The sequence below is a fragment of the Bordetella pertussis 18323 genome (assembly GCF_000306945.1).
In the GTDB taxonomy this organism is placed as follows: Bacteria; Pseudomonadota; Gammaproteobacteria; order Burkholderiales; family Burkholderiaceae_B; genus Bordetella; species Bordetella pertussis.
Window position 1 is genome coordinate 641,549 of sequence record NC_018518.1, and the last position, 23,104, is coordinate 664,652.

Consider the following 23,104-nt stretch of genomic DNA (forward strand, 5'->3'; position numbering starts at 1 on the left):
TCAACTAGTCTTTATGCTGAAAACGATTCATAAGCGTATCACTAGGTGTGAACTGTCAATAGGTTGTATTCGTCCAGGTTGAGTCTGGAGATGGGTACAGCGCGCCCGATGCCTTGGTGGGGTCGATGCCAGTTGTAGTGGTGTAGCCAGGATTTCATGGCATCGGCTCGGTGTTGGGAGTTCTGGTAGGTGTGAGCGTAAGCCCACTCACGCAAGGCCGACTGGATGAAGCGTTCGGCCTTGCCATTGGTCTGTGGGCGGTAAGGTCGGGTAAAGCGGTGCTTGATGCCCAGCTCATGGCACAGCGCGGCGAAGGCGCGGCTGCGAAAGGCCGAGCCATTGTCGGTGAGCAAGCGCTGGATGGTCACGCCCAGGCGCTGGTAGTAGGCCACTGCGTCCTTGAGGAACTGGACGGCGCTGGGGAAGCGCTCGTCGGGGTGGATGTCGGTGAAGGCCACGCGGGCGTGGTCATCGATGGCCACGAAGACGAAGTCCCAGCCGGCCCCCTCAACGGTATCGCGTCGGTTGCCCGTGACCCGGTGGCCAGGGCGCTGGATACGTCCCAGCTTCTTGATGTCGATGTGCAGCAGATCGCCGGGGGCCTGATGCTCGTAGCGCACCACCGGCTCGGCCGGCTCCAGGTCGGCCAGGTGCGACAGACCGGCGCGGGCCAGGACGCGGCTGACGGTGCTGGCTGACACGCCCAGCGCCTGGGCGATGCGCGCTTGGGTCAGCCGCTTGCGGCGCAGCTCCACGATAGCCAGCGCCTTGGCCGGCGCAATCGCTCGGGGCGAGACCGTCGGGCGCGAGGACGCATCGGCCAAGCCCGCCTGGCCCTGAGCCAGGAAGCGGCCCAGCCATTTGCGCACAGTCGGCGCGGTGACCCCATAGGCGCGGGCCGCTTCAGGCACACAAACTTGATGGGCGATCAATTGCTGGACCATTTCGAGTCGACGTAGGAAGGTCAATCGGGCATGCTTATGGGTGTTCATCCGGCCGGGCTCCTTGAGTGAACTGGGGGGTTGGCGATTTCCAGTTTCTCAAATCCGGTTCGGATGAACCATGCATACAACCTATTGAATCTTCACACCTAGCGCTCAGCCGGCGCGCGGCTGGAAGCGCCGGATGGATTTCTGCGTTTCCTCGACCAGCAGCAGCGCCAGCCGCGACGGCACGCGGTTCTTGGCCGAGACGGCGAACGCCTCGACCTCGATGGCCGGCTTGAACGGGATGATCTTCAGCCCGTCGCCGCGCCTGGCCTGGGCCATGGCCGAGAACAGATCGACCACGGTCACGCCGACGCCGGCCTGCGCCAGCAGGCAGGCCGTCTCGGAATAGCACACCTCCACCGCGGTACGGTAAGGCGTGCCGGCCTGCTTGAAGGCATTGAGCACCAGCGGACTGAGCCGCGAGCCCAGCTCCAGCCCGATCAACGGATACGGCGAGATGTCCTGCGGCGTGACGGACTTGCGCCGGGCCAGCGGATGGTCGGCCGGCGCCAGGCACACCATCTGGACGCGCGCCACCGGCAGCATGTGCAGCTTCTGCTCCAGCTCGGGCTCCAGCGCGATGGCAAAGCCGATGTCGGCCGCGCGCGACTCGATGATCTCGACCACGTTGTACGAACGGCGCACGTCGAAGAACACCTTCACCTTGGGCCGCTGCTTGAGCAGGTCATTGATGGCCGCCGGCAGCACCGAATGCCCCAGCTGCGGCGTGGCGACGATGCGCAACTGGCCCAGCCGCTCGTTCTTGAGTTCCTCGACCGTGTGGTTGAGGGCCTTGGACAGCAGAAAGATCGACTCCGAGTCGCGGAACAGGATCTTGGCCTCTTCGGTCGCGCTCAGGCGATTGCCCACGCGATCGAACAGCGTGCCCCACTTGCGATTCCAGCTGGCGTATCGCGCTGCTGACCGCCGGCTGCGAAATCTGCAGGGCGCGGGCCGCGCCGACCGTGGTGTGGCTTTGCATCACCGCCCGGAATATCTCGATCAGCCGCAGATTCACTATAAGTCCTGTTTATAGAAATGATCAAAAATTTAATAATTGATTATTTCATCGGACTATTCATAATTCAACTGCAACAAGGAGGCGGCAGGACCTCGGGCCTCCATGACACCTATACAGCCACCCAGGGGGAGATTCATCATGAAGGCAATACTGCAACGGTCCATCGCGCTGCTCGTCTTGGCCGCGGGGATGTCGTCGGTCGCGTGCGCCGACGAGGTCAAGATGCGCGTGCTGGGCTGGTACGGCAACCAGCTGCAATCGCAGCAGGTCGAACGGCCCTTCTGGAAGGACCTGCCCAAGCGCAGCAACGGCGCGTTCTCGGCCAACTTCCGCACCATCGACGAGCTGGGCCTGAAGGGCTTCGAATCGCTGCGCACGCTGCAAAGCGGCGCGTTCGACGTGGTGTCGTTCCAGATCAGCTTCGTGGGCGGCGACGCGCCGGTGCTGATGGGCGCCGACCTGCCCGGCGCGGCGTTCGACTTCGACCAGCTGCAGAAGAACCTGGACGCCTACCGCCCCATCCTCGAAAAGGAACTCAACGACCGCTTCAAGGCCAAGCTGCTGACGGCGTGGTCGTTCCCGTTCCAGATCCTGTACTGCAAGGGCGACATCAAGACGCTGGACGATCTCAAGGGCAAGAAGGTGCGCGTCAGCGGCACCTACACGGCCAAGATGGTCGCCGACCTGAACGCCGCCGGCGCCACCCTGGCCGGCCCCGAGGTCTACCAGGGCCTGATGCAGGGCGTGGTGGACTGCGCCATCACCGGCAGCCAGTATGGCAACAGCAACGACTGGTTCGAGGTCGCGCATTCGCTCAGCCCCATCCCGCTGGGCGGCGCCGGCGTGGTGCTGCAGGTGGCGCGCAACGCCTTCTGGGAAAAGCTGTCGGCCGACCAGCAGGCCGCCCTGTCGGCCGAAATGAAGCAGCTCGAAACCGCGCTGTGGGACATCAGCCGCAAGGGCCACGAGGACGGCATCAACTGCAACGTCGGCAAGCAGCCCTGCACCGGCAAGCCCGGCAAGATGCAGCTGGTCGAGCCCACCGAGGCCGACGTGCGCGAAGTCAAGCAACTGCTCAAGACATCGATCGTGCCGATGTGGATCGAGGATTGCTCGAAGTTCTCCAAGACCTGCGGCGACGACTGGTTCCGCACCATCGGCGCGGCGGCCGGCATCGCGCGCTAGCTGTGAAGATTCAATAGGTTGTATGCATGGTTCATCCGAACCGGATTTGAGAAACTGGAAATCGCCACCCCCCCAGTTCACTCAAGGAGCCCGGCCGGATGAACACCCATAAGCATGCCCGATTGACCTTCCTACGTCGACTCGAAATGGTCCAGCAATTGATCGCCCATCAAGTTTGTGTGCCTGAAGCGGCCCGCGCCTATGGGGTCACCGCGCCGACTGTGCGCAAATGGCTGGGCCGCTTCCTGGCTCAGGGCCAGGCGGGCTTGGCCGATGCGTCCTCGCGCCCGACGGTCTCGCCCCGAGCGATTGCGCCGGCCAAGGCGCTGGCTATCGTGGAGCTGCGCCGCAAGCGGCTGACCCAAGCGCGCATCGCCCAGGCGCTGGGCGTGTCAGCCAGCACCGTCAGCCGCGTCCTGGCCCGCGCCGGTCTGTCGCACCTGGCCGACCTGGAGCCGGCCGAGCCGGTGGTGCGCTACGAGCATCAGGCCCCCGGCGATCTGCTGCACATCGACATCAAGAAGCTGGGACGTATCCAGCGCCCTGGCCACCGGGTCACGGGCAACCGACGCGATACCGTTGAGGGGGCCGGCTGGGACTTCGTCTTCGTGGCCATCGATGACCACGCCCGCGTGGCCTTCACCGACATCCACCCCGACGAGCGCTTCCCCAGCGCCGTCCAGTTCCTCAAGGACGCAGTGGCCTACTACCAGCGCCTGGGCGTGACCATCCAGCGCTTGCTCACCGACAATGGCTCGGCCTTTCGCAGCCGCGCCTTCGCCGCGCTGTGCCATGAGCTGGGCATCAAGCACCGCTTTACCCGACCTTACCGCCCACAGACCAATGGCAAGGCCGAACGCTTCATCCAGTCGGCCTTGCGTGAGTGGGCTTACGCTCACACCTACCAGAACTCCCAACACCGAGCCGATGCCATGAAATCCTGGCTACACCACTACAACTGGCATCGACCCCACCAAGGCATCGGGCGCGCTGTACCCATCTCCAGACTCAACCTGGACGAATACAACCTATTGACAGTTCACACCTAGGCCACGACGCGAACCCGCGGGTTCGCCCTGAAAACGCGCGCCACACGGTGGCGGCACGGCGCTTGCTCATCATAGGTGAGCTGACCGCCGTTAGGAAATTGATTACTTGATCCAGCGCAATAAATAAAAGCTAACTACGAGGGACGGTCCCCCTTCTTGCAACGCAACCGTCACATTCCCAGGACGAAAAAAACGGCGCCCCGCAGGGCGCCGTTTCGTGGCTGGCTCGATCAGCGGTTGGCCGCTGCCGCGGCCTGGCGCTCCAGGTTGCGGGTGATGGTCCATTGCTGGGCGATCGACAGCGTGTTGTTGACACACCAGTACAGCACCAGGCCGGCCGGGAAGAAGAACATCATCCCGCCGAACACCAGCGGCATGATCATCATGACCTTGGCCTGCACGGGATCGGGCGGCGTGGGGTTGAGCTTGATCTGCAGGAACATGGTGGCCATCATGATGGCCGGCAGGATGAAGAACGGATCGCGCACGGAAAGGTCGTGCACCCAGAGGATCCACGGCGCGCCGCGCATCTCGACGCTGGCCAGCAGCACCCAGTACAGCGCGATGAACACCGGAATCTGCACCACCATGGGCAGGCAGCCGCCCAGCGGGTTGATCTTCTCGGTGCGGTACATCTCCATCATCGCCTGGTTCAGCTTCTGGCGATCGTCACCGTACTTCTCTTTCAGGGCCTGCAGGCGCGGGGCGACCTGCTTCATGCGGGCCATCGAGCGATAGCTTGCCGCGGCCAGCGGGAAGAACACCGCCTTGATGATGACCGTCAGGGCGACGATGGTCCAGCCCCAGTTGCCGAGCAGGCCGTGCAGCCAGGTCATGAGGGTGAACAGGGGCTTGGCGATGATGGTCAGCCAGCCGTAGTCGACCACCAGTTCCAGGCCCGGCGCAACCGCGGCCATGGCCTTCTGGTCCTGCGGGCCGACCCACAGGTGCGCGTCGACGTTGGCGCTGGAACCCGGGGCGATCGTGCCCACGGCTTCGATGGTGCGGGCCGCGTACAGGTTCTGCTGCACCTGCAGCAGTTCGTTGGTGCGCTGCTTGCCCTGGGCCGGGATCCAGGCCGTGGCGAAGTAGTGCTGCACGATGCCGATCCAGCCGTTGTCGGCCTGCTTGATGTACGTGCCCTTCTTCTTCTCGATGTCCGAGAAGGTGACCTTTTGGAACTTGTCCTGCTCGGAGTACACCGCGACGCCGGTGAACGTGTGATAGAAGCTGGAGGTGCCGGCCGGGTCGGTGCCGTCGCGCTCGAGCTGCAGATACAGGGCCGGATTGAGCGGCGCGCCGCCGGTATTGGCCATGGCGTGGCGCACGTCCACGTCGTAGCGGCCGCGATGCAGCGTGTATGTCTTGGTGACCTTCAGGCCGCCGGATTCCGCCTCGAACACCACATCCAGCGTGTCGCCGGTCAGCGAGCGCTCGCTGGACACTAGATGGAACGGCGTCTGGTGGGTGGGGAAGGATTCGCCTTGCGGCGCGCCGACCACGCCGGTCTGGGCCACATAGACCAGGTCGGCGGAGCGGTCCATCAGCACCGTGGGCTTGTCGCTCTGGCTGCTCGACGGGTACTTCAGCAGCTCGGCGCGGATCAGTTGCGCGCCGTTGGAGTCGAAAGTCAGGCGCAGCACGTCGGTGGTGATTACCACCTGCTCGGATTTGGCGGCCGCGGGCGCCGCAGCGCCCGGCACCGATGCCGCGGCGGGGGCGGCGGCCGGCACCGATGCCGCGGCGGGGGCGGCGGCCGGCGAACTCGGGATCGACGCGGTGGACGAAGCCGCCGTGCCGTTCGCATCGGCCTTGGGCTGCTGCGTGGCGGCCGCTTCGGGGGCCGGCCCGCCAAAAAGCGACGGCTTGCCGTTATGGATTTGCCAGTTGTTCCAGAGGAGCAACAGCGAAAAAGAGAAAATCATCCAGAGGACGGTTCGTCGGATATCCATGGTGCCTGAGGAGTTGTAAGCGGGCCAGCAAAGCCCACGAGTGTAGCGTCAATCGGGTTCGGTGCGGTGGCGATGCGCGCAGCAGGCCTGCGCGCCGGCGCCGTGGCCGGGTGGTACGGGGTCGTATCCGCCCGGCGACCACGGGTGGCAGCGGCCGATACGGCGCGCCGCCAACCATAGACCGCGCCATGCGCCATGACGTTCAATGGCTTCGATGGCGTAGGCCGAGCAAGTCGGGGTGAAGCGGCACTGCCGGCCCACCCAGGGGCTGAGGAAGTACCGGTAAAACCGGATCGGGGCGATAAGCAGTCTCCTGATCATCGCGCTATCCGTGTGAAGTGAGCATCTACTTCGGCGCGCGCCGAGCGTTTCAGGGCCGTGAGGCTTGCCGGTGTCAGCTTGCTGTGCAGCCGCACCACGTAATCCTGGGCCGGCAGGGCAAGCCGGCGAGCCCGGAACGCTTCGCGGATGACCCGCTTCAAGGTATTGCGCGTCACGGCGCGGGCGGCAAAACGCTTGGCGATCACCAGGCCCAGGCGCGCGCGCGCCGGCTGGTCATCAGCAGGGGCACAGGGCGAGGCGCTGACAATAAAGAAAGCCCCTCGGGCCAGTCGCCGGCCTTTGAGGGCGGCGGCAAACTCGGAGGGGCGATGCAATCGCGCCTCCGCAGGGAGCGTGGCGCGCGGCATGGGTGACGTGACGGAGACTGGCGACGGGGCCGGCGGCGATGCTCCTGTTACAGGCAATCCGCCGATTCCGGGCAATCGTCCGTTGTCCGCCTGGATTAGACGGCCAGACGCTTGCGGCCCTTGGCGCGGCGGGCATTCAGAATGGCGCGGCCGGCACGGGTCTTCATGCGCACGCGAAAGCCGTGGGTGCGTTTGCGGCGGGTAACGGAAGGTTGGTAGGTGCGTTTCATGGACGATCCACAAAAAGAACAAAAGTCAGAAGGGACATGCCCGACGGGGTTCCTGGCCAAGATCCGCGGCGGGTATCTGGATGGCTGCCTGCTGGCGCGCATGCTTGGGCAGCGCGGCAGGCAATCCAACAGACGGGGCCGAGGCGGCCGCACGGTTGGCGCCACTGGCTCGCCCCAGAGCATACACAATGAGGCGGCTTGCAAGTAGCGGCCAAGGCGTGGGCCTGGCTTCTCTTGGCTTCTTCTGGAACCTTCTGACAGACAGAATTCGGAAAAGCCCATCATTTCAGCAAGTTTTCTCTGTCTTGTCAAACAGTTAGGGGGGACCGAGCATTGCCGCGGTTTCCCGGCCTGTGGATAACCTACCCCCAGGCAGGGTAGAATCGAGGTTTGAACAAGAGCGACATGAAAGAATTCTGGCAGACCTGCGTCAGTCGTCTTGAGCAGGAACTCCCCCCCCAACAAATCAGCGCGTGGATCCGACCGCTGGTCCCGCTTGCGTATGACGAAGCGCAAGCGGTTCTGCGCGTGGCCGCGCCCAATCGCTTCAAGCTGGATTGGGTGCGGAAGAACTTTTCCCATCAGATCGAGGCGCTGGCCGCCGAGTGGTACCAGCGCCCGGTGCAGGTGACGTTCGAGCTGCCCGGCACCAGCTCCGCGCCACGCATACCGATGGCCGTGCCGCGCCCGGTGGCGGTCTCGGTGCCGGCCGTCGTTGCTGCGGTGCAGCAAGCATCGGAGCCTGCTCCGCCGGCGCCGGCAAGCGCCGACGCCGCGAACATCGTTTACGAGCGGTCGCGCCTGAACACGGATCTCACCTTCGAGAATTTCGTGACCGGCAAGGCCAACCAGCTGGCGCGCGCCGCGGCGCTGCAGGTGGCGGAGAATCCCGGCACGTCCTACAACCCGCTGTTCCTGTACGGCGGCGTGGGGCTGGGCAAGACCCACCTGATCCACGCCATCGGCAATGCCATGGTGGCCGCGGGGACCGGCGTGCGGGTGCGCTACGTGCATGCGGACCAATACGTCTCTGACGTGGTCAAGGCCTACCAGCGCAAGGCGTTCGACGATTTCAAGCGCTACTACCATTCGCTCGATCTGCTGCTGATCGACGATATCCAGTTCTTTTCCGGCAAGAATCGCACGCAGGAGGAGTTCTTCTATGCGTTCGAGGCGATGGTGGCGCAGCGCAAGCAGATCATCATCACCAGCGATACGTACCCGAAGGAGCTCTCGGGTATCGACAGCCGGTTGATTTCGCGGTTCGACTCCGGGCTGACCGTGGCCATCGAGCCGCCCGAACTCGAGATGCGCGTGGCGATCCTGCTGCGCAAGGCCGAGTCCGAAGGCGTGCCGATGCCCGAGGAAGTGGCGTTCTTCATCGCCAAGCACCTGCGCAGCAACGTACGCGAGCTGGAAGGCGCCTTGCGCAAGGTGCTGGCCTACGCGCGTTTCCATGGCCGCGACGTGCTGACGGTGGATGTCTGCAAGGAGGCCCTGAAGGACCTGCTTTCGGTGTCCAACGGCCAGATCACGGTCGAGAACATCCAGAAGACGGTTGCCGATTTCTACAAGATCAAGGTGGCCGACATGTACTCGAAACGCCGGCCGGCCAATATCGCCCTGCCGCGCCAGGTGGCGATGTACCTGGCCAAGGAGTTGACTCAGAAGAGCTTGCCGGAGATCGGCGACCTGTTCGGTGGACGAGACCACACCACCGTCCTGCACGCTGTGCGCAAGATCTCCGATGCCCGCGCCAAACAAGCCGAGCTTAACCATACCCTGCACGTGTTGGAACAAACTCTAAAAGGATGACCATGCAACTCGTACAAACCACACGCGATGCATTGCTGAAACCGCTGTCGACTGTGGCGGGCATCGTCGAAAGACGCCATACCCTGCCCATCCTGGCGAACATCCTGATGCGCAAAGAGGGCAACAAGGTGGCTTTCATCGCCACCGACCTCGAGGTCCAGATCACCACGCATGCCGACTTCGGCGTCGGCCCGGAGAACGAGTCCACCACGGTGGCGGCGCGCAAGCTGCTCGACATCCTGAAGGCCCTGCCGGACACCGGCGAGGTCAAGCTGGGCCTGGCCAGCAACAAGCTGTCGGTGCAGTCGGCCAAGAGCCGCTTCGCATTGCAGACGCTGGCGGCCAGCGAGTTCCCGACCGTGGCCCAGCCCGAACAGTGGGACGTGTCGTTGAGCATGCCGCAGCGCATGCTGCGCCACCTGTTCAACATGGTGCACTTCGCCATGGCCCAGCAGGATATCCGCTACTACCTCAATGGCATGCTGCTGGTGTTCGAGCCGGGCCGTGTGCGCGCCGTGGCCACCGACGGCCACCGCCTGGCGCACTGCGCCACCGAGGCCGACGGCATCGCCGAGCGCCATGAGGTCATCGTGCCGCGCAAGACGGTGCTGGAAATGCAGCGCCTGCTCGAGGACTCCGACGAGCCGGTGGCGCTGGACGTGGCGCCGGGCCAGATCCGTTTCCGTTTCGGCGACGTCGAGCTGGTGTCCAAGCTGGTCGAAGGCAAGTTTCCGGATTTCACGCGCGTGATTCCCACCAACTACACGCGCCAGTTCTCGGTCAGCCGCGAAGCCCTGCAAGGCAGCCTGCAGCGCGCCGCCATCCTGACCACCGACAAGTTCAAGGGCGTGCGCCTGCAGCTGGCGCAGCACCAGATGAAGATTTCGTCCTCCAACGCCGAGCAGGAAGAGGCGCAGGAAGAAATCGATATCGACTACAGCTTCGAGCCGCTGGATGTGGGCTTCAACGTCAGCTACCTGCTGGACGTGCTGAGCAACATCAAGGCCGAGAACGTGCAGTGGTCCGTCATGCCCGACGCCAACGCGTCGGCGCTCATCACCCTGCCCGACGACGAGCAGTTCAAATACGTCGTCATGCCCATGCGGATCTGATCCGCGACACAGATGGGTTTGTGCCGTTTGTGCGCGCTTGCGCGCGCGAACGGTGTGGCCGTGAGACTGTTTTTTAAGGCGTTAAAGAATCGACATGTCAGATCAACAGAACACCACTCCCGAGAACACCGGCTATGGCGCCGATTCGATCAAGATGCTCAAGGGGCTGGAGGCCGTGCGCAAGCGCCCAGGCATGTACATCGGCGATACCTCCGATGGCACGGGCTTGCACCACATGGTGTTCGAAGTGGTCGACAACGCGATCGACGAGGCGCTGGCGGGCCATTGCGACGACATCGTCGTCACCATCCATACCGACAACTCGATCTCCGTCACCGACAACGGCCGCGGCATCCCGACCGACATCCACAAGGATGACGAGTTCGGCCGCAGCGCCGCCGAAATCGTGATGACCGAGCTGCACGCGGGCGGCAAGTTCGACCAGAACTCGTACAAGGTGTCGGGCGGCCTGCACGGCGTGGGCGTATCCTGCGTGAACGCCCTGTCCGAGTGGCTGCGCCTGACGATCCGCCGCAACGGCCAGGTGCATCAGATGGAATTTCGCCAGGGGCAGCGCGTCGCGCCCCTGACGGCGACCGGCCCGACCGACAAGCGCGGCACGGAAGTGCGTTTCCTGGCCGATCCGGCCATCTTCACCAACATCGAGTACCACTACGAGATTCTCTCGAAGCGCCTGCGCGAGCTGTCGTTCCTGAACAATGGCGTGAAGGTCCGCCTGGTCGACCAGCGCCAGGGCAAGGAGGAGAACTTTGCGTTCTCCGGCGGCGTGAAAGGGTTTGTCGAGTACATCAACCGCAGCAAGTCGGTGCTGCATCTCAACGTGTTCGCGGTCAGCGCCGAATCGTCGGCCGGCGGCGTGCTGGTGGGCGTGGAAGTGGCCATGCAGTGGAACGACAGCTACAGCGAAAGCGTGCTGTGTTTCACCAACAACATTCCGCAGCGCGACGGCGGCACGCACCTGACGGGCCTGCGCGCGGCCATGACGCGCGTGCTCAACAAGTACATCGCCGACAACGAGCTGGCCAAGAAGGCCAAGGTCGAGACCACCGGCGACGACATGCGCGAAGGCCTGGCCTGCGTGCTGTCGGTGAAGGTGCCCGAGCCCAAGTTCAGCAGCCAGACCAAGGACAAGCTGGTCTCCAGCGAAGTGCGTCCGGCCGTCGAGGACGCGGTGGCGCGCACGCTGGAAACCTGGCTGCTGGAGCACCCCAACGACGCCAAGGCGCTGTGCGGCAAGATCGTCGAGGCCGCGCGTGCGCGCGAGGCGGCGCGCAAGGCGCGCGAGATGACGCGCCGCAAGAGCGTGCTGGAAGGCGCCGGCCTACCCGGCAAGCTGGCCGACTGTCAGGAAAAGGACCCGGCGCTGTGCGAGCTGTACATCGTCGAGGGCGATTCGGCAGGCGGTTCGGCCAAGCAGGGCCGCGACCGCAAGTTCCAGGCCATCCTGCCCCTGCGCGGCAAGGTGCTCAACGTCGAGAAGGCGCGTTTTGACCGCCTCATCGCCAGCGAGCAGATCGCCACGCTGATCACGGCCCTGGGCACCAGCATCGGCCCCGATTTCAATATCGACAAGCTGCGCTACCACCGCCTGATCATCATGACCGACGCGGACGTGGACGGCGCGCACATCCGCACGCTGCTGCTGACGCTGCTGTATCGCCAGATGCCCGAGCTGGTGGCGCGCGGCCACGTCTATATCGCGCAGCCGCCGCTGTACAAGGTCAAGGTCGGCCGCGACGAGCGCTACCTGAAGGATGACCAGGAAGAAGCGCAATTCATGCTGCAACTGGCGCTCAAGGACGCCGAGCTGATTCCCAGCCAGGGCGCCGCCCCGATCCGTGGCGAGGCGCTCAACGAACTGGCGCGCCAGTACGTGCTGGCCGACGCGGTCATTTCCCGCCTGTCGCGCGTGTTCGACGTGGCCGCGCTGTCGGCGCTGGCCGAAGGCGTCGAGATCGACCTCGAGGACGCCGAACGCACCAAGGCATCGGCGCAGCGCCTGTCCGACGCGTTGCACGCGGCCAGCCCCGCCAATGGCGTGGAAGTGGTGGCCGAGTACGACGACGTGGCCGAAAAGCACCGCCTGGCGGTGCGCCGCATGCACCACGGCAACGTGCGTGTCAGCGTGCTGGATGCGGACTTCGTGCGCGGCGCCGACTACGCGGTGCTGGCCAAGTCGGCCAAGACGTTCCTGGGCCTGGTCGGCGCCGGCGCCATCGTGGCGCGTGGCGAAGGCGACAAGCGCAAGGAACAGTTCGTGTCCGATTTCCGCGAGGCCATGCAATGGTTGCGCGGCGAAGCCGAGCGCGGCCTGAGCAAGCAGCGCTACAAGGGCCTGGGCGAAATGAACCCGGAGCAGTTGTGGGAAACCACGATGGACCCGAAGGTGCGCCGCCTGCTGCGGGTGCAGATCGAAGATGCCATCGCGGCGGACGAGGTCTTCACCACGCTGATGGGCGACGACGTCGAGCCGCGCCGCGCGTTCATCGAAACGCATGCGCTGTCGGCGGGCAACATCGACGCCTGACGCGCTTGCTGCCGTCGTATGCCGAAAGGGGCTGCCGTGAGGCAGCCTCTTTTGCTTGGGGGCGTGGCAGGTGCGGCCGCAGCGGACGTTGGCCGATACGCGTGCGCGGCCGCGCGCTTCAGGCGCCGCAGATGGCGTAGGCGGCCTTGAGCATCTGCGGCACGATTTCCGCTACCAGGCGCGCGCGCGGATATTCGTCGGCCGCCGCCGTGACGCTGATGGCCGCCAGCGGCTGGCGCCGTTCGTCGCGCAGCAGGGTGGCCACGCCCATCTGGTTGAGCAGCACCTGGTCCTGCGTGATGGCGTAGCCGTCCTCGCGGGCCTGGCGGATCTCGGCCAGCAGCGCCTGGGGGTCGGTCTGCGTGCGCGGCGTGTAGGGCTGCGGCGCGGCGCGTGCCAGCAGGTCGCGCACGCTGGCATCGTCGCGCTGCGACAGCAGCATGCGGCCCGCGCTGTTGCTCCAGGCCGGCATGCGCCGGCCCGGCAACATCTCCACCAGCGTCAACTGGCGGCTCGGCAGCCGCAGCAGGTAGATCATGTCGTCGCCGCTCAGCACGCTCATGTTGACCGCCAGCCCGCAATGCTCGCGCAAGGCGACCAGATGCGGCGCGGCCAGCGATACCAGGTGGTCGCTGCGCAGGAAGTAATAACTCAGTTCCACCACCTTGGGACCGAGGCGATAGCGGCGCGATTGCGGATCCTTGGCCAGGTAGCCCAGCGCTTCCCAGGTGTGGGTAAAGCGCTGCGCGGCGCTTTTGCCCATGCCGGTGAGCTGCACGATGTCGGTGAGGCTGAGCGAGTCGCGCGCGGCATCGAAAGCCTCCAGCACGCGCATGCCTTTTTCCACGGAAGCGACATACAGGGGGTGGTCGGCACGCTCGGCAAGCAAAGCGGCGGTGGCAGCGGGCATGGGCGTCTCCAGAGGCGCGGCTACTTGTTTACCCGCATTGTGCACAGGCAGGCAGCCGCCGTATAAATACGTATATTCAGTACTTTGTATTGTATAGCAATACTTGAGCGGAGCACACCATGGGCTGGGAATCGATTTGCGCAATGACCGCGCTGCAACTGCGGGCCGAACTGGCGGCCGGCCATCTGAGCGCGCGCGAGATCCTGCAGGCGCATCTGGAGGCCATCGAACATTGGAACCCCACGGTCAACGCCATTGTCACGCTGGATGTCGAAGGCGCGCGCCGGCGCGCCGCGGCGGCCGACCAGGCGCAGGCGCGCGGCGAGCCGCTGGGGTTGCTGCACGGCCTGCCCGTGGCGCACAAGGACAGTTTCCTGACCGCCGGCATGCGGACGACCCATGGTTCGCCCGTATTCGCCGATTTCGTGCCCGAGCGCAGCAGCCTGGTGGTGACGCGCCAGCAGGCCGCCGGCGCCATCACGCTGGGCAAGACCAACCTGCCGGAGTTCGGCGCCGGTTCGCAGACCTTCAATGCGGTGTTCGGCCCCACCCGCAATCCCTATGACCCGGCCATGACGGCCGGCGGCAGCAGCGGCGGCGCGGCCGCCGCGCTGGCGTGCCGCATGGTGCTCCTGGCCGATGGCACCGATATGGGCGGGTCGCTGCGCAATCCGGCCAGCTTCTGCAATGTGGTGGGCCTGCGTCCTTCGCCGGGCCGGGTGCCGATGTGGCCGACGGCCGCGCCGTACAACACCCTGAGCGTGGCTGGTCCGATGGCGCGCACCGTGGCCGACGCCGCCCTGATGCTGGCGGCGCTGGCCGGCCCCGACGCGCGCGATCCGCTGACCATCGATGCCGACCCAGGCCTGTTCCTGGGGGCGCTGGAACGCGATTTCGCCGGCACGCGCGTGGCGTACGCACCGGACTGGGGCGGCCTGCCGGTCGATCCGGCCGTCGGCCGCGTGCTGCAGGCGCAACTGCCGCGCTGGGAAGAGCTGGGTTGCCGGGTCGACCAGGCATGTCCGGACTTCGGCCAGGCGGATTCGTCGTTCCATGCCTTGCGCGGCCTGGCCTTTGCCATCAATCAAGGCGAGACCGTGCGGCGGCATCGCGACCGCGTCAAGGACACCGTGATCTGGAACACGGAACTGGGCCTGAACCAGAGCGGCGCCGTGCTGGCGCAGGCCGAGCGCGACCGCGCGCAGCTGTTCGAGCGCATGCACGACTTCATGCAGCAGTACGAATTCCTGATCGGGCCGGTCAGCCAGGTGCCGCCTTTTTCCGCCGACCAGGAGTACATCCAGCGCATCGGCGACGTGGAGATGCGCAACTACATCGATTGGATGCGTTCGGGCTACTACCTGTCGTTGACCGGTCATCCGGCGATTTCGGTGCCCTGCGGATTCACCGAGACGGGCCTGCCGATAGGGATACAGATCGTGGGCCGCTATCGCGACGAACGCGGCGTACTGCAACTGGCGCACGCGTTCGAGCAACTGACCCAGTGCTGGCGCCAGGCGCCGGCGCTGCGCGCGCCGGCCGCCTGAGGCCGCGCAATTTTTTCATTCGGAAAGGGAAGCAGCAGATGTTCAAAGCAAGCCTGAAAGCGCTGGCGCTGTGCGCGCTGGCCGTATTGCCCATGGCCGCGCCGGCGGCGCAAGCGGACTGGCCGGCCAAGCCGGTGACCCTGGTGGTGCCGTTCCCGCCGGGCGGCTCGACCGACGTGATCGGCCGTTACTTCGGCGCACGCCTGGGCGAGCTGCTGGGCCAGTCCATCGTGGTGGAGAACCGGCCGGGCGCCAACACGGGCATCGGCGCGACGGCGGTGGCGCGCGCGCCGGCCGACAGCTATACCTTCATGATCAGCGGCGCGCCGACGTACACGACCAATTCCCTGCTGTACGCCAACCTGAACTACGACCCGATCAAGAGCTACGAGTATGTCGCCATCGCGGCGAGCGCGCCGTTCGTGATCCTGACCAACCCGCAGACCGGCATCGCCACGGTGCAGGACATCGTGCGCAAGTCGGCCAGCCAGCCGCTCAGCTTCGGTTCGTTCGGCACGGCCTCCACGCCGCACCTGGCCGGCGAGTACCTGGCGCAGCACGGCGGCGCCAAGCTGCTGCACGTGCCGTACCGGGGCAGCGCGCCGGCCATGACCGATTTGATCGGCAACCAGATCCCGCTTTCGATCGACACGCTGGTGGCGGCCTTGCCGCAGATCCGCGCCGGCAAGGTGCGCGCGGTGGCGCTGACCAGCAGCGCGCGCTCGCCCTTGCTGCCCGAACTGCCCACCGTCGCCGAAAGCGGCGTGGCGCCTTATGACTTCCAGACCTGGTTCGGCATCGTCGCGCCGCATGGCACGCCGCAGGCGGTGGTGCAGCGCATGGCGCAGGCGCTGCAGACCATGCTGGCCGAGCCGGGCACCCAGGCCAGGATGCGCGAGCTGGGCTTCGAGCCGGAATATGTGGACGCGGCGGGCTTTCGCGCCCGCGTCGAGCAGGAAATGGCCCGCAATGCGGGCGTGATCAAGGCCGCCGGCATTCGCATCGAATAGCCGTGGCGCGGCGCTACAGCTGCGCTCGCTGGCCAGCTCGCGCACTTGCGCGGCCGGCGGCCCGCGACGCAGCCATTCCAGCATGTGGTCGACCTGGTCGGCGGTGCCCTGCACCACGGCCTCGACCGTGCCGTCGGGCAGGTTCTGCACCCATCCGGTCACGCCCAGCATGTGGGCCCGGCGCACGGCGGCGTGGCGGTAGCCCACGCCTTGCACCTTGCCTTTGACGATGACGTGTACGGTTTCCATGTGGGCGTCAGACATGTCGGATCCTTGTGCTTCGTATAACGGCCGCGCCGTGGCGCGATACGTGGATTATCGGATGAATCCTGCAGGCGTGCGCGAGGGGCGGCGTATACTGGCTCTCGCCGCGCGAAGGCCGGCCATCGCCGTGCCGCTTTCCTGACCTTCATCGACCATGACCCAGAACCTTTCTACGATCACCTGCATCGAAGATCTGCGCGTCATCGCGCAAAAGCGCGTGCCGCGCATGTTCTACGACTACGCCGATTCAGGCGCCTGGACGGAAAGCACCTATCGCGCCAACGAAAGCGACTTCCAGCGCATCAAGCTGCGCCAGCGCGTCGCCGTCGATATGGAAGGCCGTTCGCTGCGCACCACCATGGCGGGCAGCGACGCCGTGATGCCGGTGGCCATCGCGCCCACCGGCCTGACCGGCATGCAGCACGCCGACGGCGAGATCCTGGCCGCGCGCGCCGCCGCCGAGTTCGGCGTGCCGTTCACCTTGTCGACCATGAGCATCTGCTCGATCGAGGACGTCGCCCAGGGCAGCGGCAAGCCCTTCTGGTTCCAGCTCTACGTCATGCGCGACCGCGAGTTCGTCGGCAACCTGATCGATCGGGCCAAGGCGGCGGGGTGCTCGGCGCTGGTGCTGACGCTGGACCTGCAGATCCTCGGCCAGCGCCACAAGGACATCAAGAACGGCTTGTCCGCGCCGCCCAGGCCGACGCTGCGCAACCTGATCGACCTGGCGTTCAAGCCGCGCTGGTGCCTGGGCATGCTGGGCACGCGGCGACGCACCTTCGGCAACATCGTCGGCCACGCCAAGGGCGTGACCGACCTGTCGTCGCTGTCGTCCTGGACGGCCGAGCAGTTCGACCCGCGCCTGAGCTGGGACGATGTCGAATGGATCAAGCGGCGCTGGGGCGGCAAGCTGATCCTCAAGGGCATCCTGGATGCCGAGGATGCCCGCCTCGCGGCCGAGAGCGGCGCCGACGCCCTGATCGTCAGCAACCATGGCGGCCGCCAGCTCGATGGCGCGGTTTCCTCCATCAGCGCGCTGCCGGCCATCGCGGAGGCGGTCGGCTCGCGCATCGAAGTGTGGATGGACGGCGGCATCCGCTCAGGCCAGGATGTGCTCAAGGCGGTGGCGCTGGGCGCGCGCGGCACCATGATCGGGCGTGCGTTCCTCTATGGCCTGGGCGCCTACGGCCAGGCCGGCGTGACGCGGGCGCTCGGGATCCTCTACAAGGAAATGGACGTCACCATGGCGCTGTGCGGCCACAAGCACATCAACCAGATAGACCGCGGCATCCTGATGCCGGGCACCTATCCGCAGTAAGCCGGCCGGCGCGGGCGCTTCGCCGTCCGCGCAAAACCGCAAAATCTGCAAAGCGGGCTTGGCTACATTGCGTTCACTGGAGATCGCATGAAGCCCAAGACCCGTCTTTACTACGCCGAGCGCCTCGAGCCCGTGCTGGCCTGGCTGGCGGCGCGGCCCGATGCCGACGCCGACCTGCACCGGCTGGCCAAGCTGGCCTGCCTGTCGCCCTATTACTTCCACCGCGTATACCGCGCCTTGTTGGGCGAGACCGTGCACGCCACGGTCCAACGGATGCGGCTGGCGCGGGCATCGGTGGCGCTGGCACAGGGCAAGGGTTCGCTGCGGCAGGTGGCGGATCGGGCCGGCTATGCATCGGAAGCCGCGTTCAGCCGGGCGTTCAGCGCGCAGTACGGCCTGCCGCCCGGTCGCTATCGTGCGAAACGCTCCAGCCCTTTCAACCCCGAGGAGCTGCGCATGTACCCCCTGACGATGGAAGACTTTCCCGGCCTGTCCCTGGCCATCCTGGCGCACCAGGGCGACTACCAGGAGATAGGCAATACGTTCGACCGCCTGGCGCTGCTGGCTGCCATCCAGGACCTGGTGCGTGACGGCATGCAGCCGCCGCCGCGCTACATCGGTGTGTACTACGATGATCCCGCCCAGGTGGCGCGCGACGCGTTGCGCTCGCGCGCCGGTGTATCGCTGCCGCCAGGCACGGCGGCGCCGGCGCCGTTCGAACCGCTGGATATCCCGGCGATGCGTTGCGCCGTGCTCGAGTACACCGGCCCGTACAGCGAGATCGAGGCGCCCTACAACTGGCTGTTCTCGCAATGGCTGCCGGCCAGCGGCCAGGAGCCGGGCGATTTCCCCATGTTCGAGGAATACCTCAACGATCCCAAGACGACGCCCGCGGCCCAGCTGAAGACGCGCATCTATCTGCCCCTGGCCTAGCGTTGCAGGCCCGCCCGGGCCGGCCCGGTTACTATGGCCGTAGTCCTGACCGGGCGCGATGCGCCCGGTCAGGAAGGCTGTGGGAACCTATTCATGATTCTGCTGGAAAAGACTTTCGACCGCACCCTGGATGCGTGGTTGCACGCCTACCACGACCCGGCCTGGCGCGGTGCGACGGTGCACGGCTGGCTGTTCGAAGGACCGCAGGCGCGCCGTGCCGCCGAAGCGCGGCTGGCGCAGGCCGGCGTGCGGGCGCGGTTTCGCAGCGCGTACAAGCCGCTGCTGCACTATTTCCTGGAAGAGGCGGACCGCGAGGGGCTGGTGGCCGTGCACGTGCGCTACCCGGTGCATCCGCTGGCGCAGCCCAACCGCTTCACGCTGGAGGCCTATCCGCTGGCGGCGCTGCTGGCGGGCGTGGACCTGCGGTTCGAGGCGGGTTCCGATGCCCTGCACTACGATGTGACGCTGCGCTATGCCGATGGACGCGAGCACCACGAATGCGTCCATGCGCCCAACCAGCCGGCGCCCGGCGCCGATGGCGTGGACGGGCTCTCGCCGTGCGGCTGGCTGCGCGTGTGCGATGCCGCGGGCGAGCCGCGGCTGGACGCGGCGCAGAACACCGAGTTCCAGGCTGCGTTCCGCACCATCGTCGACACGGTCCGCGCGCATGCCTGGGGCGTGCGCGAGCCGTACTTCGAGCGCCTGGAGATCCGGGTGGATATTCCGGGCATGGAATTCGACCCGGGTGTCGACGAAGAGCTCCTCAGCACGTACGAGGCCATGCACGAGGATATCTACTTCTCGCTGCTGGAGTTTTTCCAGGGTTACGCCAACCGGCCGCCCGGCGATCGCGGCCTGCAGCCCGGGCAGATCATTCCGCTGGTGCGGCGCACCGATGGCCTGGCGCGCGTGCGCATGTCGATCGAGCCGTTCGAGCCGCTCGAACCGGTCGGGCCGGCCGCGCTGGCCGAGCTGTTGGCGCAGACGACGGCGCCGCTGGACGCGGGCCGGATCGCCGGCCAGATGGCGCAGCTGGGTGGCGTGCCTTTCCAGGCGGTATCGCGCCAGGGCCGCCCCGTGCTGGGCGCCTATGTCGCGGGGCCGGGGCCGGCCGTCTTCATTTCGGGGGCGCAGCATGCCAACGAAAGCTCGGGCGTGGTCGGGGCGCTGCGCGCGGCGCAGGCGCTGGTCGCGGGCGGCCAGGCACATTTCGCCCTGATCGCCGCCGAGAACCCCGACGGCTACGCGCTGCACGCACGCCTGCGCGCCGAGCACCCGCGCCACATGCATCATGCGTCGCGTTACAGCGCGCTGGGCGACGACATTGCCTATCGCGAACGCGCGCCGTTCTTCGAGCGCGAGGGACGCCATCAGGCGCGCGCCATCAGCGGCGCGCAGCTGCACATCAATCTGCACGGCTATCCGGCGCATGAGTGGACTCGGCCGCTGTCGGGCTACCTGCCGCGCCACTTCGAGCTGTGGACCATCCCCAGGGGGCTCTTCCTGGTGCTGCGGCACCACCCCGGCCGCGCCGTGCAGGCCCGCCTGTTGATGGAGGGCGTGACGGCGCGGTTGGCGCAACGCCTGCCGGCGCTGGTCGAATTCAATGCACGCCAGCTGGCGCTGTTTCGCGTTCACGCACAGGACCCGGGCTTTGCGCTCATGAACGGAATCGGGGTGCAGATTGCCGAATCGACCCAGGAAGACCTGCCCCTGACCCTGATCTCCGAGTTTCCGGACCAGACTGTCTACGGCGAGCGCTATGTGTTCGCCCACACGGTGCAGATGGAAACCGTGCTGGCCGCTACCGAACTGTACCGGGCCGGCGTATAGCCGCGTCCAAGGATCGCTTGATGAACATACGCGAACGCAATTACGGCGACGATTTCGTGCTCGCCGACATATGGCTGCGCTCGGTGCGCGCCACCCATACGTTCCTGAGCGAGGCGCAGATCCAGGCCATGTATCCGCAGGTGCTCAAGAGCTACCTGCCGTCGGTGCGGGTGTGGGTGTGCGAGGATGGCCAGGGCGGCATCGCCGGCTTCATGGGCATGAGCGGCAACAAGATCGAGATGCTGTTCGTCGACGCCGACAAGCGCGGGCGCGGCGCCGGCCGCCGCCTGCTGAACTTCGCGCGGTCGCTGCACGACAGCCTGCGCGTCGATGTGAACGAGCAGAACGCGCAGGCCGTGGGGTTTTACCTGCACTCCGGTTTCGTGGAAACCGGCCGCTCGGACACCGATGACGCCGGGCGGCCCTTTCCCATCATCCATATGCGGCTGGACGGCTAGATGTGAAGATTCAATAGGTTGTATGCATGGTTCATCCGAACCGGATTTGAGAAACTGGAAATCGCCAACTCCCCAGTTCACTCAAGGAGCCCGGCCGGATGAACACCCATAAGCATGCCCGATTGACCTTCCTACGTCGACTCGAAATGGTCCAGCAATTGATCGCCCATCAAGTTTGTGTGCCTGAAGCGGCCCGCGCCTATGGGGTCACCGCGCCGACTGTGCGCAAATGGCTGGGCCGCTTCCTGGCTCAGGGCCAGGCGGGCTTGGCCGATGCGTCCTCGCGCCCGACGGTCTCGCCCCGAGCGATTGCGCCGGCCAAGGCGCTGGCTATCGTGGAGCTGCGCCGCAAGCGGCTGACCCAAGCGCGCATCGCCCAGGCGCTGGGCGTGTCAGCCAGCACCGTCAGCCGCGTCCTGGCCCGCGCCGGTCTGTCGCACCTGGCCGACCTGGAGCCGGCCGAGCCGGTGGTGCGCTACGAGCATCAGGCCCCCGGCGATCTGCTGCACATCGACATCAAGAAGCTGGGACGTATCCAGCGCCCTGGCCACCGGGTCACGGGCAACCGACGCGATACCGTTGAGGGGGCCGGCTGGGACTTCGTCTTCGTGGCCATCGATGACCACGCCCGCGTGGCCTTCACCGACATCCACCCCGACGAGCGCTTCCCCAGCGCCGTCCAGTTCCTCAAGGACGCAGTGGCCTACTACCAGCGCCTGGGCGTGACCATCCAGCGCTTGCTCACCGACAATGGCTCGGCCTTTCGCAGCCGCGCCTTCGCCGCGCTGTGCCATGAGCTGGGCATCAAGCACCGCTTTACCCGACCTTACCGCCCACAGACCAATGGCAAGGCCGAACGCTTCATCCAGTCGGCCTTGCGTGAGTGGGCTTACGCTCACACCTACCAGAACTCCCAACACCGAGCCGATGCCATGAAATCCTGGCTACACCACTACAACTGGCATCGACCCCACCAAGGCATCGGGCGCGCTGTACCCATCTCCAGACTCAACCTGGACGAATACAACCTATTGACAGTTCACAGCTAGTCCTCGGTCTCGCCCATCACGCGGCGATACCACTCGTGGAAGTGCTGCATGCCGTCTTCCATGGGCGACTGGTACGGGCCGGTCTCGTTGGCGCCGCGCAGCATCAAGGCCTTGCGGCCGGCATCCATGCGCTCGGCGATCTCGTCGTCCTCGATGGCCGTTTCCATGTAGGCGGCCCGCTGCGCCTCGACGAACTCGCGCTCGAAGGCGACGATTTCCTCGGGGTAGTAGAACTCCACCACGTTGAGCGTTTCCTGCGGGCTCTTGGGGTAGAGCGTGGACAGCACCAGCACGTGCGGATAGAGCTCGATCATGTGGGTGGGGAAGTAGGTCACCCACATCGCGCCGAAATCGGGCGCCTGGCCGGCGCGGAAGTCCAGCAGGCGGTCGTGCCACTGCTTGTACACGGCCGATCCGGGCTGGGCCAGCGCCTGGTGCACGCCCACGCGCTGCAGGCTGTACCAGTCGTTGAATTCCCAGGCCAGGTCGTCGCAGGTGACGAAGCGCCCCAGCCCCGGGTGGAACGGGCCGACGTGGTAGTCCTCGAGATAGACCTCGATGAAGGTCTTCCAGTTGTAGTTGCACTGGTGGACCTCGACGTGGTCGAGCACATAGTCGCCGAAATCGAACTCCGGACGCGCGAACAGCGGCGCCATGTCGGCGGCCGGGTCGCGCGGGCCTTCGAACAGCAGGCCGTGACAGTCGCGCAGCCGGAAGCGCTGCAGGTTCATGCAGGGCGTGGCGTCGAACTGGGGCGCGCCCAGCAGTTTGCCGCGGTCGTTGTACGTCCAGCGATGCAACGGGCAAACGATATTGCCGCCGGTGTCCTTCAGGCTGCCGCGCGTATTGGCGTTGCCGCTGACGTTGCCGGCCTCGCCTCCCAGCATCAGGGCCTGGCGGTGGCGGCAGACATTGGAGACCAGCTCCACGCCCTGCTGGTTGCGCACCAGCGCGCGGCCGCCGTCCTCCTGGACCAGGGTACGCCAATCCCCCAGCTCGGGCACCAGTTTCTGATGGCCGACGTAAAGCGAGGATTGCTTGAAAATGAGTTCTTGCTCGCGCGCAAAGCGGGCTTCGTCAAAATAGGCGCTGACGGGAAGCTGGGTGCGAGCTGGCACCACGTGTGCCATCCGACCAATGTCGGTCATGATTCCCTCCGCACGGATGAAAAAGCCAGGACGGCTGAGGTCGT

Annotated in this window: 20 protein-coding genes and 2 pseudogenes; 12 read left to right on the forward strand and 10 right to left on the reverse strand. The window is 66.0% G+C overall.

The genetic code is table 11. The features are described from left to right. Nucleotides 1-41 precede the first annotated feature (41 nt). The 3 genes and pseudogenes from BN118_RS03090 to BN118_RS20660 all read right to left on the reverse strand — a co-directional run. Entirely contained in the window at nucleotides 42-992 is a 951-nt protein-coding gene (locus tag BN118_RS03090) for an IS481-like element IS481 family transposase (RefSeq protein ID WP_005013747.1), read from the reverse strand. 105 nt (nucleotides 993-1,097) lie between these two features. Beyond that, nucleotides 1,098-1,859, reverse strand: coding sequence for a LysR substrate-binding domain-containing protein (locus BN118_RS03095; protein ID WP_227915034.1), 762 nt, complete (start codon nucleotides 1,857-1,859; stop codon nucleotides 1,098-1,100). A 67-nt stretch (nucleotides 1,860-1,926) separates the two neighbouring features. Further along, nucleotides 1,927-1,971, reverse strand: a pseudogene (locus BN118_RS20660) (hypothetical protein); the annotation flags it as partial. A 177-nt stretch (nucleotides 1,972-2,148) separates the two neighbouring features. Between BN118_RS20660 and BN118_RS03100 the strand changes: the two are divergent. Together BN118_RS03100 and BN118_RS03105 are read left to right on the forward strand one after the other, a co-directional pair. After that, nucleotides 2,149-3,195 carry a TRAP transporter substrate-binding protein gene (locus BN118_RS03100; RefSeq protein ID WP_014905508.1) on the forward strand — a complete coding sequence of 349 codons (1,047 nt, stop codon included), beginning with the start codon at nucleotides 2,149-2,151 and terminating at the stop codon, nucleotides 3,193-3,195. A 98-nt stretch (nucleotides 3,196-3,293) separates the two neighbouring features. Then, nucleotides 3,294-4,244 carry an IS481-like element IS481 family transposase gene (locus tag BN118_RS03105; protein WP_005013747.1) on the forward strand — a complete coding sequence of 317 codons (951 nt, stop codon included), beginning with the start codon at nucleotides 3,294-3,296 and terminating at the stop codon, nucleotides 4,242-4,244. Between the two features lie 230 nt (nucleotides 4,245-4,474). Here BN118_RS03105 and yidC read toward each other — a convergent pair whose 3' ends face one another. The 4 genes from yidC to rpmH all read right to left on the reverse strand — a co-directional run bounded on the left by yidC (nucleotide 4,475) and on the right by rpmH (nucleotide 7,115). Then, a complete protein-coding gene (yidC, locus tag BN118_RS03110; protein WP_014905509.1) occupies nucleotides 4,475-6,196 on the reverse strand; it encodes a membrane protein insertase YidC in 1,722 nt (573 codons plus the stop codon). Nucleotides 6,197-6,244: 48 nt separating this feature from the next. Continuing rightward, entirely contained in the window at nucleotides 6,245-6,517 is a 273-nt protein-coding gene (gene yidD / locus BN118_RS03115) for a membrane protein insertion efficiency factor YidD (protein WP_003816027.1), read from the reverse strand. Continuing rightward, complete coding sequence (locus BN118_RS03120) at nucleotides 6,514-6,885, reverse strand: ribonuclease P protein component (protein WP_003816026.1); 372 nt, start codon at nucleotides 6,883-6,885, stop codon at nucleotides 6,514-6,516. Before BN118_RS03120 ends, yidD begins: the two co-directional genes overlap by 4 nt. Before the next feature lie 95 nt (nucleotides 6,886-6,980). Next, a complete protein-coding gene (gene rpmH / locus BN118_RS03125; protein ID WP_003816025.1) occupies nucleotides 6,981-7,115 on the reverse strand; it encodes a 50S ribosomal protein L34 in 135 nt (44 codons plus the stop codon). 405 nt (nucleotides 7,116-7,520) lie between these two features. On the opposite strand from rpmH, the gene dnaA reads away from it, so the two are divergent. The 3 genes from dnaA to gyrB all read left to right on the forward strand — a co-directional run bounded on the left by dnaA (nucleotide 7,521) and on the right by gyrB (nucleotide 12,590). After that, a complete protein-coding gene (gene dnaA, locus BN118_RS03130; RefSeq protein ID WP_010929554.1) occupies nucleotides 7,521-8,930 on the forward strand; it encodes a chromosomal replication initiator protein DnaA in 1,410 nt (469 codons plus the stop codon). 2 nt (nucleotides 8,931-8,932) lie between these two features. Continuing rightward, nucleotides 8,933-10,042 (forward strand): DNA polymerase III subunit beta, encoded by a 1,110-nt coding sequence (dnaN, locus tag BN118_RS03135; RefSeq protein WP_010929839.1) that lies wholly within the window; start codon nucleotides 8,933-8,935, stop codon nucleotides 10,040-10,042. A gap of 94 nt (nucleotides 10,043-10,136) precedes the next feature. Beyond that, nucleotides 10,137-12,590, forward strand: coding sequence for a DNA topoisomerase (ATP-hydrolyzing) subunit B (gene gyrB / locus BN118_RS03140; protein ID WP_010929838.1), 2,454 nt, complete (start codon nucleotides 10,137-10,139; stop codon nucleotides 12,588-12,590). Between the two features lie 118 nt (nucleotides 12,591-12,708). On the opposite strand, the gene BN118_RS03145 is transcribed toward gyrB, so the two are convergent. Next, nucleotides 12,709-13,500 carry an IclR family transcriptional regulator gene (locus BN118_RS03145; protein WP_015040793.1) on the reverse strand — a complete coding sequence of 264 codons (792 nt, stop codon included), beginning with the start codon at nucleotides 13,498-13,500 and terminating at the stop codon, nucleotides 12,709-12,711. 119 nt (nucleotides 13,501-13,619) lie between these two features. Here BN118_RS03145 and BN118_RS03150 point away from each other — a divergent pair, with 119 nt between their 5' ends. Continuing rightward, nucleotides 13,620-15,047, forward strand: coding sequence for an amidase (locus tag BN118_RS03150; protein ID WP_010929836.1), 1,428 nt, complete (start codon nucleotides 13,620-13,622; stop codon nucleotides 15,045-15,047). 38 nt (nucleotides 15,048-15,085) lie between these two features. Then, entirely contained in the window at nucleotides 15,086-16,057 is a 972-nt protein-coding gene (locus BN118_RS03155) for a Bug family tripartite tricarboxylate transporter substrate binding protein (RefSeq protein ID WP_010929835.1), read from the forward strand. A gap of 18 nt (nucleotides 16,058-16,075) precedes the next feature. Here the strand turns inward: BN118_RS03155 and BN118_RS19385 are convergent. Continuing rightward, a pseudogene (locus BN118_RS19385) lies at nucleotides 16,076-16,321 on the reverse strand (acylphosphatase); the annotation flags it as partial. A 154-nt stretch (nucleotides 16,322-16,475) separates the two neighbouring features. Here BN118_RS19385 and BN118_RS03165 point away from each other — a divergent pair. The 5 genes from BN118_RS03165 (at nucleotide 16,476) to BN118_RS03185 (ending at nucleotide 21,912) form a co-directional block, all read left to right on the forward strand. Continuing rightward, a complete protein-coding gene (locus tag BN118_RS03165) occupies nucleotides 16,476-17,639 on the forward strand; it encodes an alpha-hydroxy acid oxidase (protein ID WP_010929834.1) in 1,164 nt (387 codons plus the stop codon). 87 nt (nucleotides 17,640-17,726) lie between these two features. Then, a complete protein-coding gene (locus BN118_RS03170) occupies nucleotides 17,727-18,572 on the forward strand; it encodes an AraC family transcriptional regulator (RefSeq protein WP_014905511.1) in 846 nt (281 codons plus the stop codon). 33 nt (nucleotides 18,573-18,605) lie between these two features. Next, nucleotides 18,606-20,405, forward strand: a complete 1,800-nt coding sequence (locus BN118_RS03175) for a M14 family metallopeptidase (protein WP_014905512.1) — start codon at nucleotides 18,606-18,608, stop codon at nucleotides 20,403-20,405. Nucleotides 20,406-20,425: 20 nt separating this feature from the next. Beyond that, nucleotides 20,426-20,863, forward strand: a complete 438-nt coding sequence (locus BN118_RS03180; RefSeq protein WP_003816007.1) for an acetyltransferase — start codon at nucleotides 20,426-20,428, stop codon at nucleotides 20,861-20,863. A 98-nt stretch (nucleotides 20,864-20,961) separates the two neighbouring features. Beyond that, the gene (locus BN118_RS03185; protein ID WP_005012067.1) at nucleotides 20,962-21,912 is read left to right on the forward strand and encodes an IS481-like element IS481 family transposase; all 951 of its coding nucleotides are present in this window, start codon (nucleotides 20,962-20,964) and stop codon (nucleotides 21,910-21,912) included. Here the strand turns inward: BN118_RS03185 and BN118_RS03190 are convergent. Continuing rightward, on the reverse strand, nucleotides 21,909-23,060 hold the full coding sequence (locus BN118_RS03190) for an aromatic ring-hydroxylating oxygenase subunit alpha (RefSeq protein ID WP_010931139.1): 1,152 nt from the start codon (nucleotides 23,058-23,060) through the stop codon (nucleotides 21,909-21,911). The two genes, BN118_RS03185 and BN118_RS03190, sit on opposite strands and share 4 nt — an antisense overlap. Between the last annotated feature and the right edge of the window lie 44 nt (nucleotides 23,061-23,104).

What these genes read in the sequence shown, in the direction of transcription:
- BN118_RS03190 (WP_010931139.1), bottom strand. Translation starts at nt 23,060, where the DNA reads ATGACCGACATTGGTCGGATGGCACACGTGGTGCCAGCTCGCACCCAG.
- BN118_RS03180 (WP_003816007.1), top strand. Translation starts at nt 20,426, where the DNA reads ATGAACATACGCGAACGCAATTACGGCGACGATTTCGTGCTCGCCGAC.
- BN118_RS03090 (WP_005013747.1), bottom strand. Translation starts at nt 992, where the DNA reads ATGAACACCCATAAGCATGCCCGATTGACCTTCCTACGTCGACTCGAA.
- gyrB (WP_010929838.1), top strand. Translation starts at nt 10,137, where the DNA reads ATGTCAGATCAACAGAACACCACTCCCGAGAACACCGGCTATGGCGCC.
- rpmH (WP_003816025.1), bottom strand. Translation starts at nt 7,115, where the DNA reads ATGAAACGCACCTACCAACCTTCCGTTACCCGCCGCAAACGCACCCAC.
- BN118_RS03150 (WP_010929836.1), top strand. Translation starts at nt 13,620, where the DNA reads ATGGGCTGGGAATCGATTTGCGCAATGACCGCGCTGCAACTGCGGGCC.
- BN118_RS03120 (WP_003816026.1), bottom strand. Translation starts at nt 6,885, where the DNA reads ATGCCGCGCGCCACGCTCCCTGCGGAGGCGCGATTGCATCGCCCCTCC.
- BN118_RS03105 (WP_005013747.1), top strand. Translation starts at nt 3,294, where the DNA reads ATGAACACCCATAAGCATGCCCGATTGACCTTCCTACGTCGACTCGAA.
- BN118_RS03170 (WP_014905511.1), top strand. Translation starts at nt 17,727, where the DNA reads ATGAAGCCCAAGACCCGTCTTTACTACGCCGAGCGCCTCGAGCCCGTG.
- yidD (WP_003816027.1), bottom strand. Translation starts at nt 6,517, where the DNA reads ATGATCAGGAGACTGCTTATCGCCCCGATCCGGTTTTACCGGTACTTC.
- BN118_RS03165 (WP_010929834.1), top strand. Translation starts at nt 16,476, where the DNA reads ATGACCCAGAACCTTTCTACGATCACCTGCATCGAAGATCTGCGCGTC.
- yidC (WP_014905509.1), bottom strand. Translation starts at nt 6,196, where the DNA reads ATGGATATCCGACGAACCGTCCTCTGGATGATTTTCTCTTTTTCGCTG.
- BN118_RS03155 (WP_010929835.1), top strand. Translation starts at nt 15,086, where the DNA reads ATGTTCAAAGCAAGCCTGAAAGCGCTGGCGCTGTGCGCGCTGGCCGTA.
- BN118_RS03175 (WP_014905512.1), top strand. Translation starts at nt 18,606, where the DNA reads ATGGCCGTAGTCCTGACCGGGCGCGATGCGCCCGGTCAGGAAGGCTGT.
- dnaN (WP_010929839.1), top strand. Translation starts at nt 8,933, where the DNA reads ATGCAACTCGTACAAACCACACGCGATGCATTGCTGAAACCGCTGTCG.
- BN118_RS03185 (WP_005012067.1), top strand. Translation starts at nt 20,962, where the DNA reads ATGAACACCCATAAGCATGCCCGATTGACCTTCCTACGTCGACTCGAA.
- BN118_RS03145 (WP_015040793.1), bottom strand. Translation starts at nt 13,500, where the DNA reads ATGCCCGCTGCCACCGCCGCTTTGCTTGCCGAGCGTGCCGACCACCCC.
- BN118_RS03100 (WP_014905508.1), top strand. Translation starts at nt 2,149, where the DNA reads ATGAAGGCAATACTGCAACGGTCCATCGCGCTGCTCGTCTTGGCCGCG.
- dnaA (WP_010929554.1), top strand. Translation starts at nt 7,521, where the DNA reads ATGAAAGAATTCTGGCAGACCTGCGTCAGTCGTCTTGAGCAGGAACTC.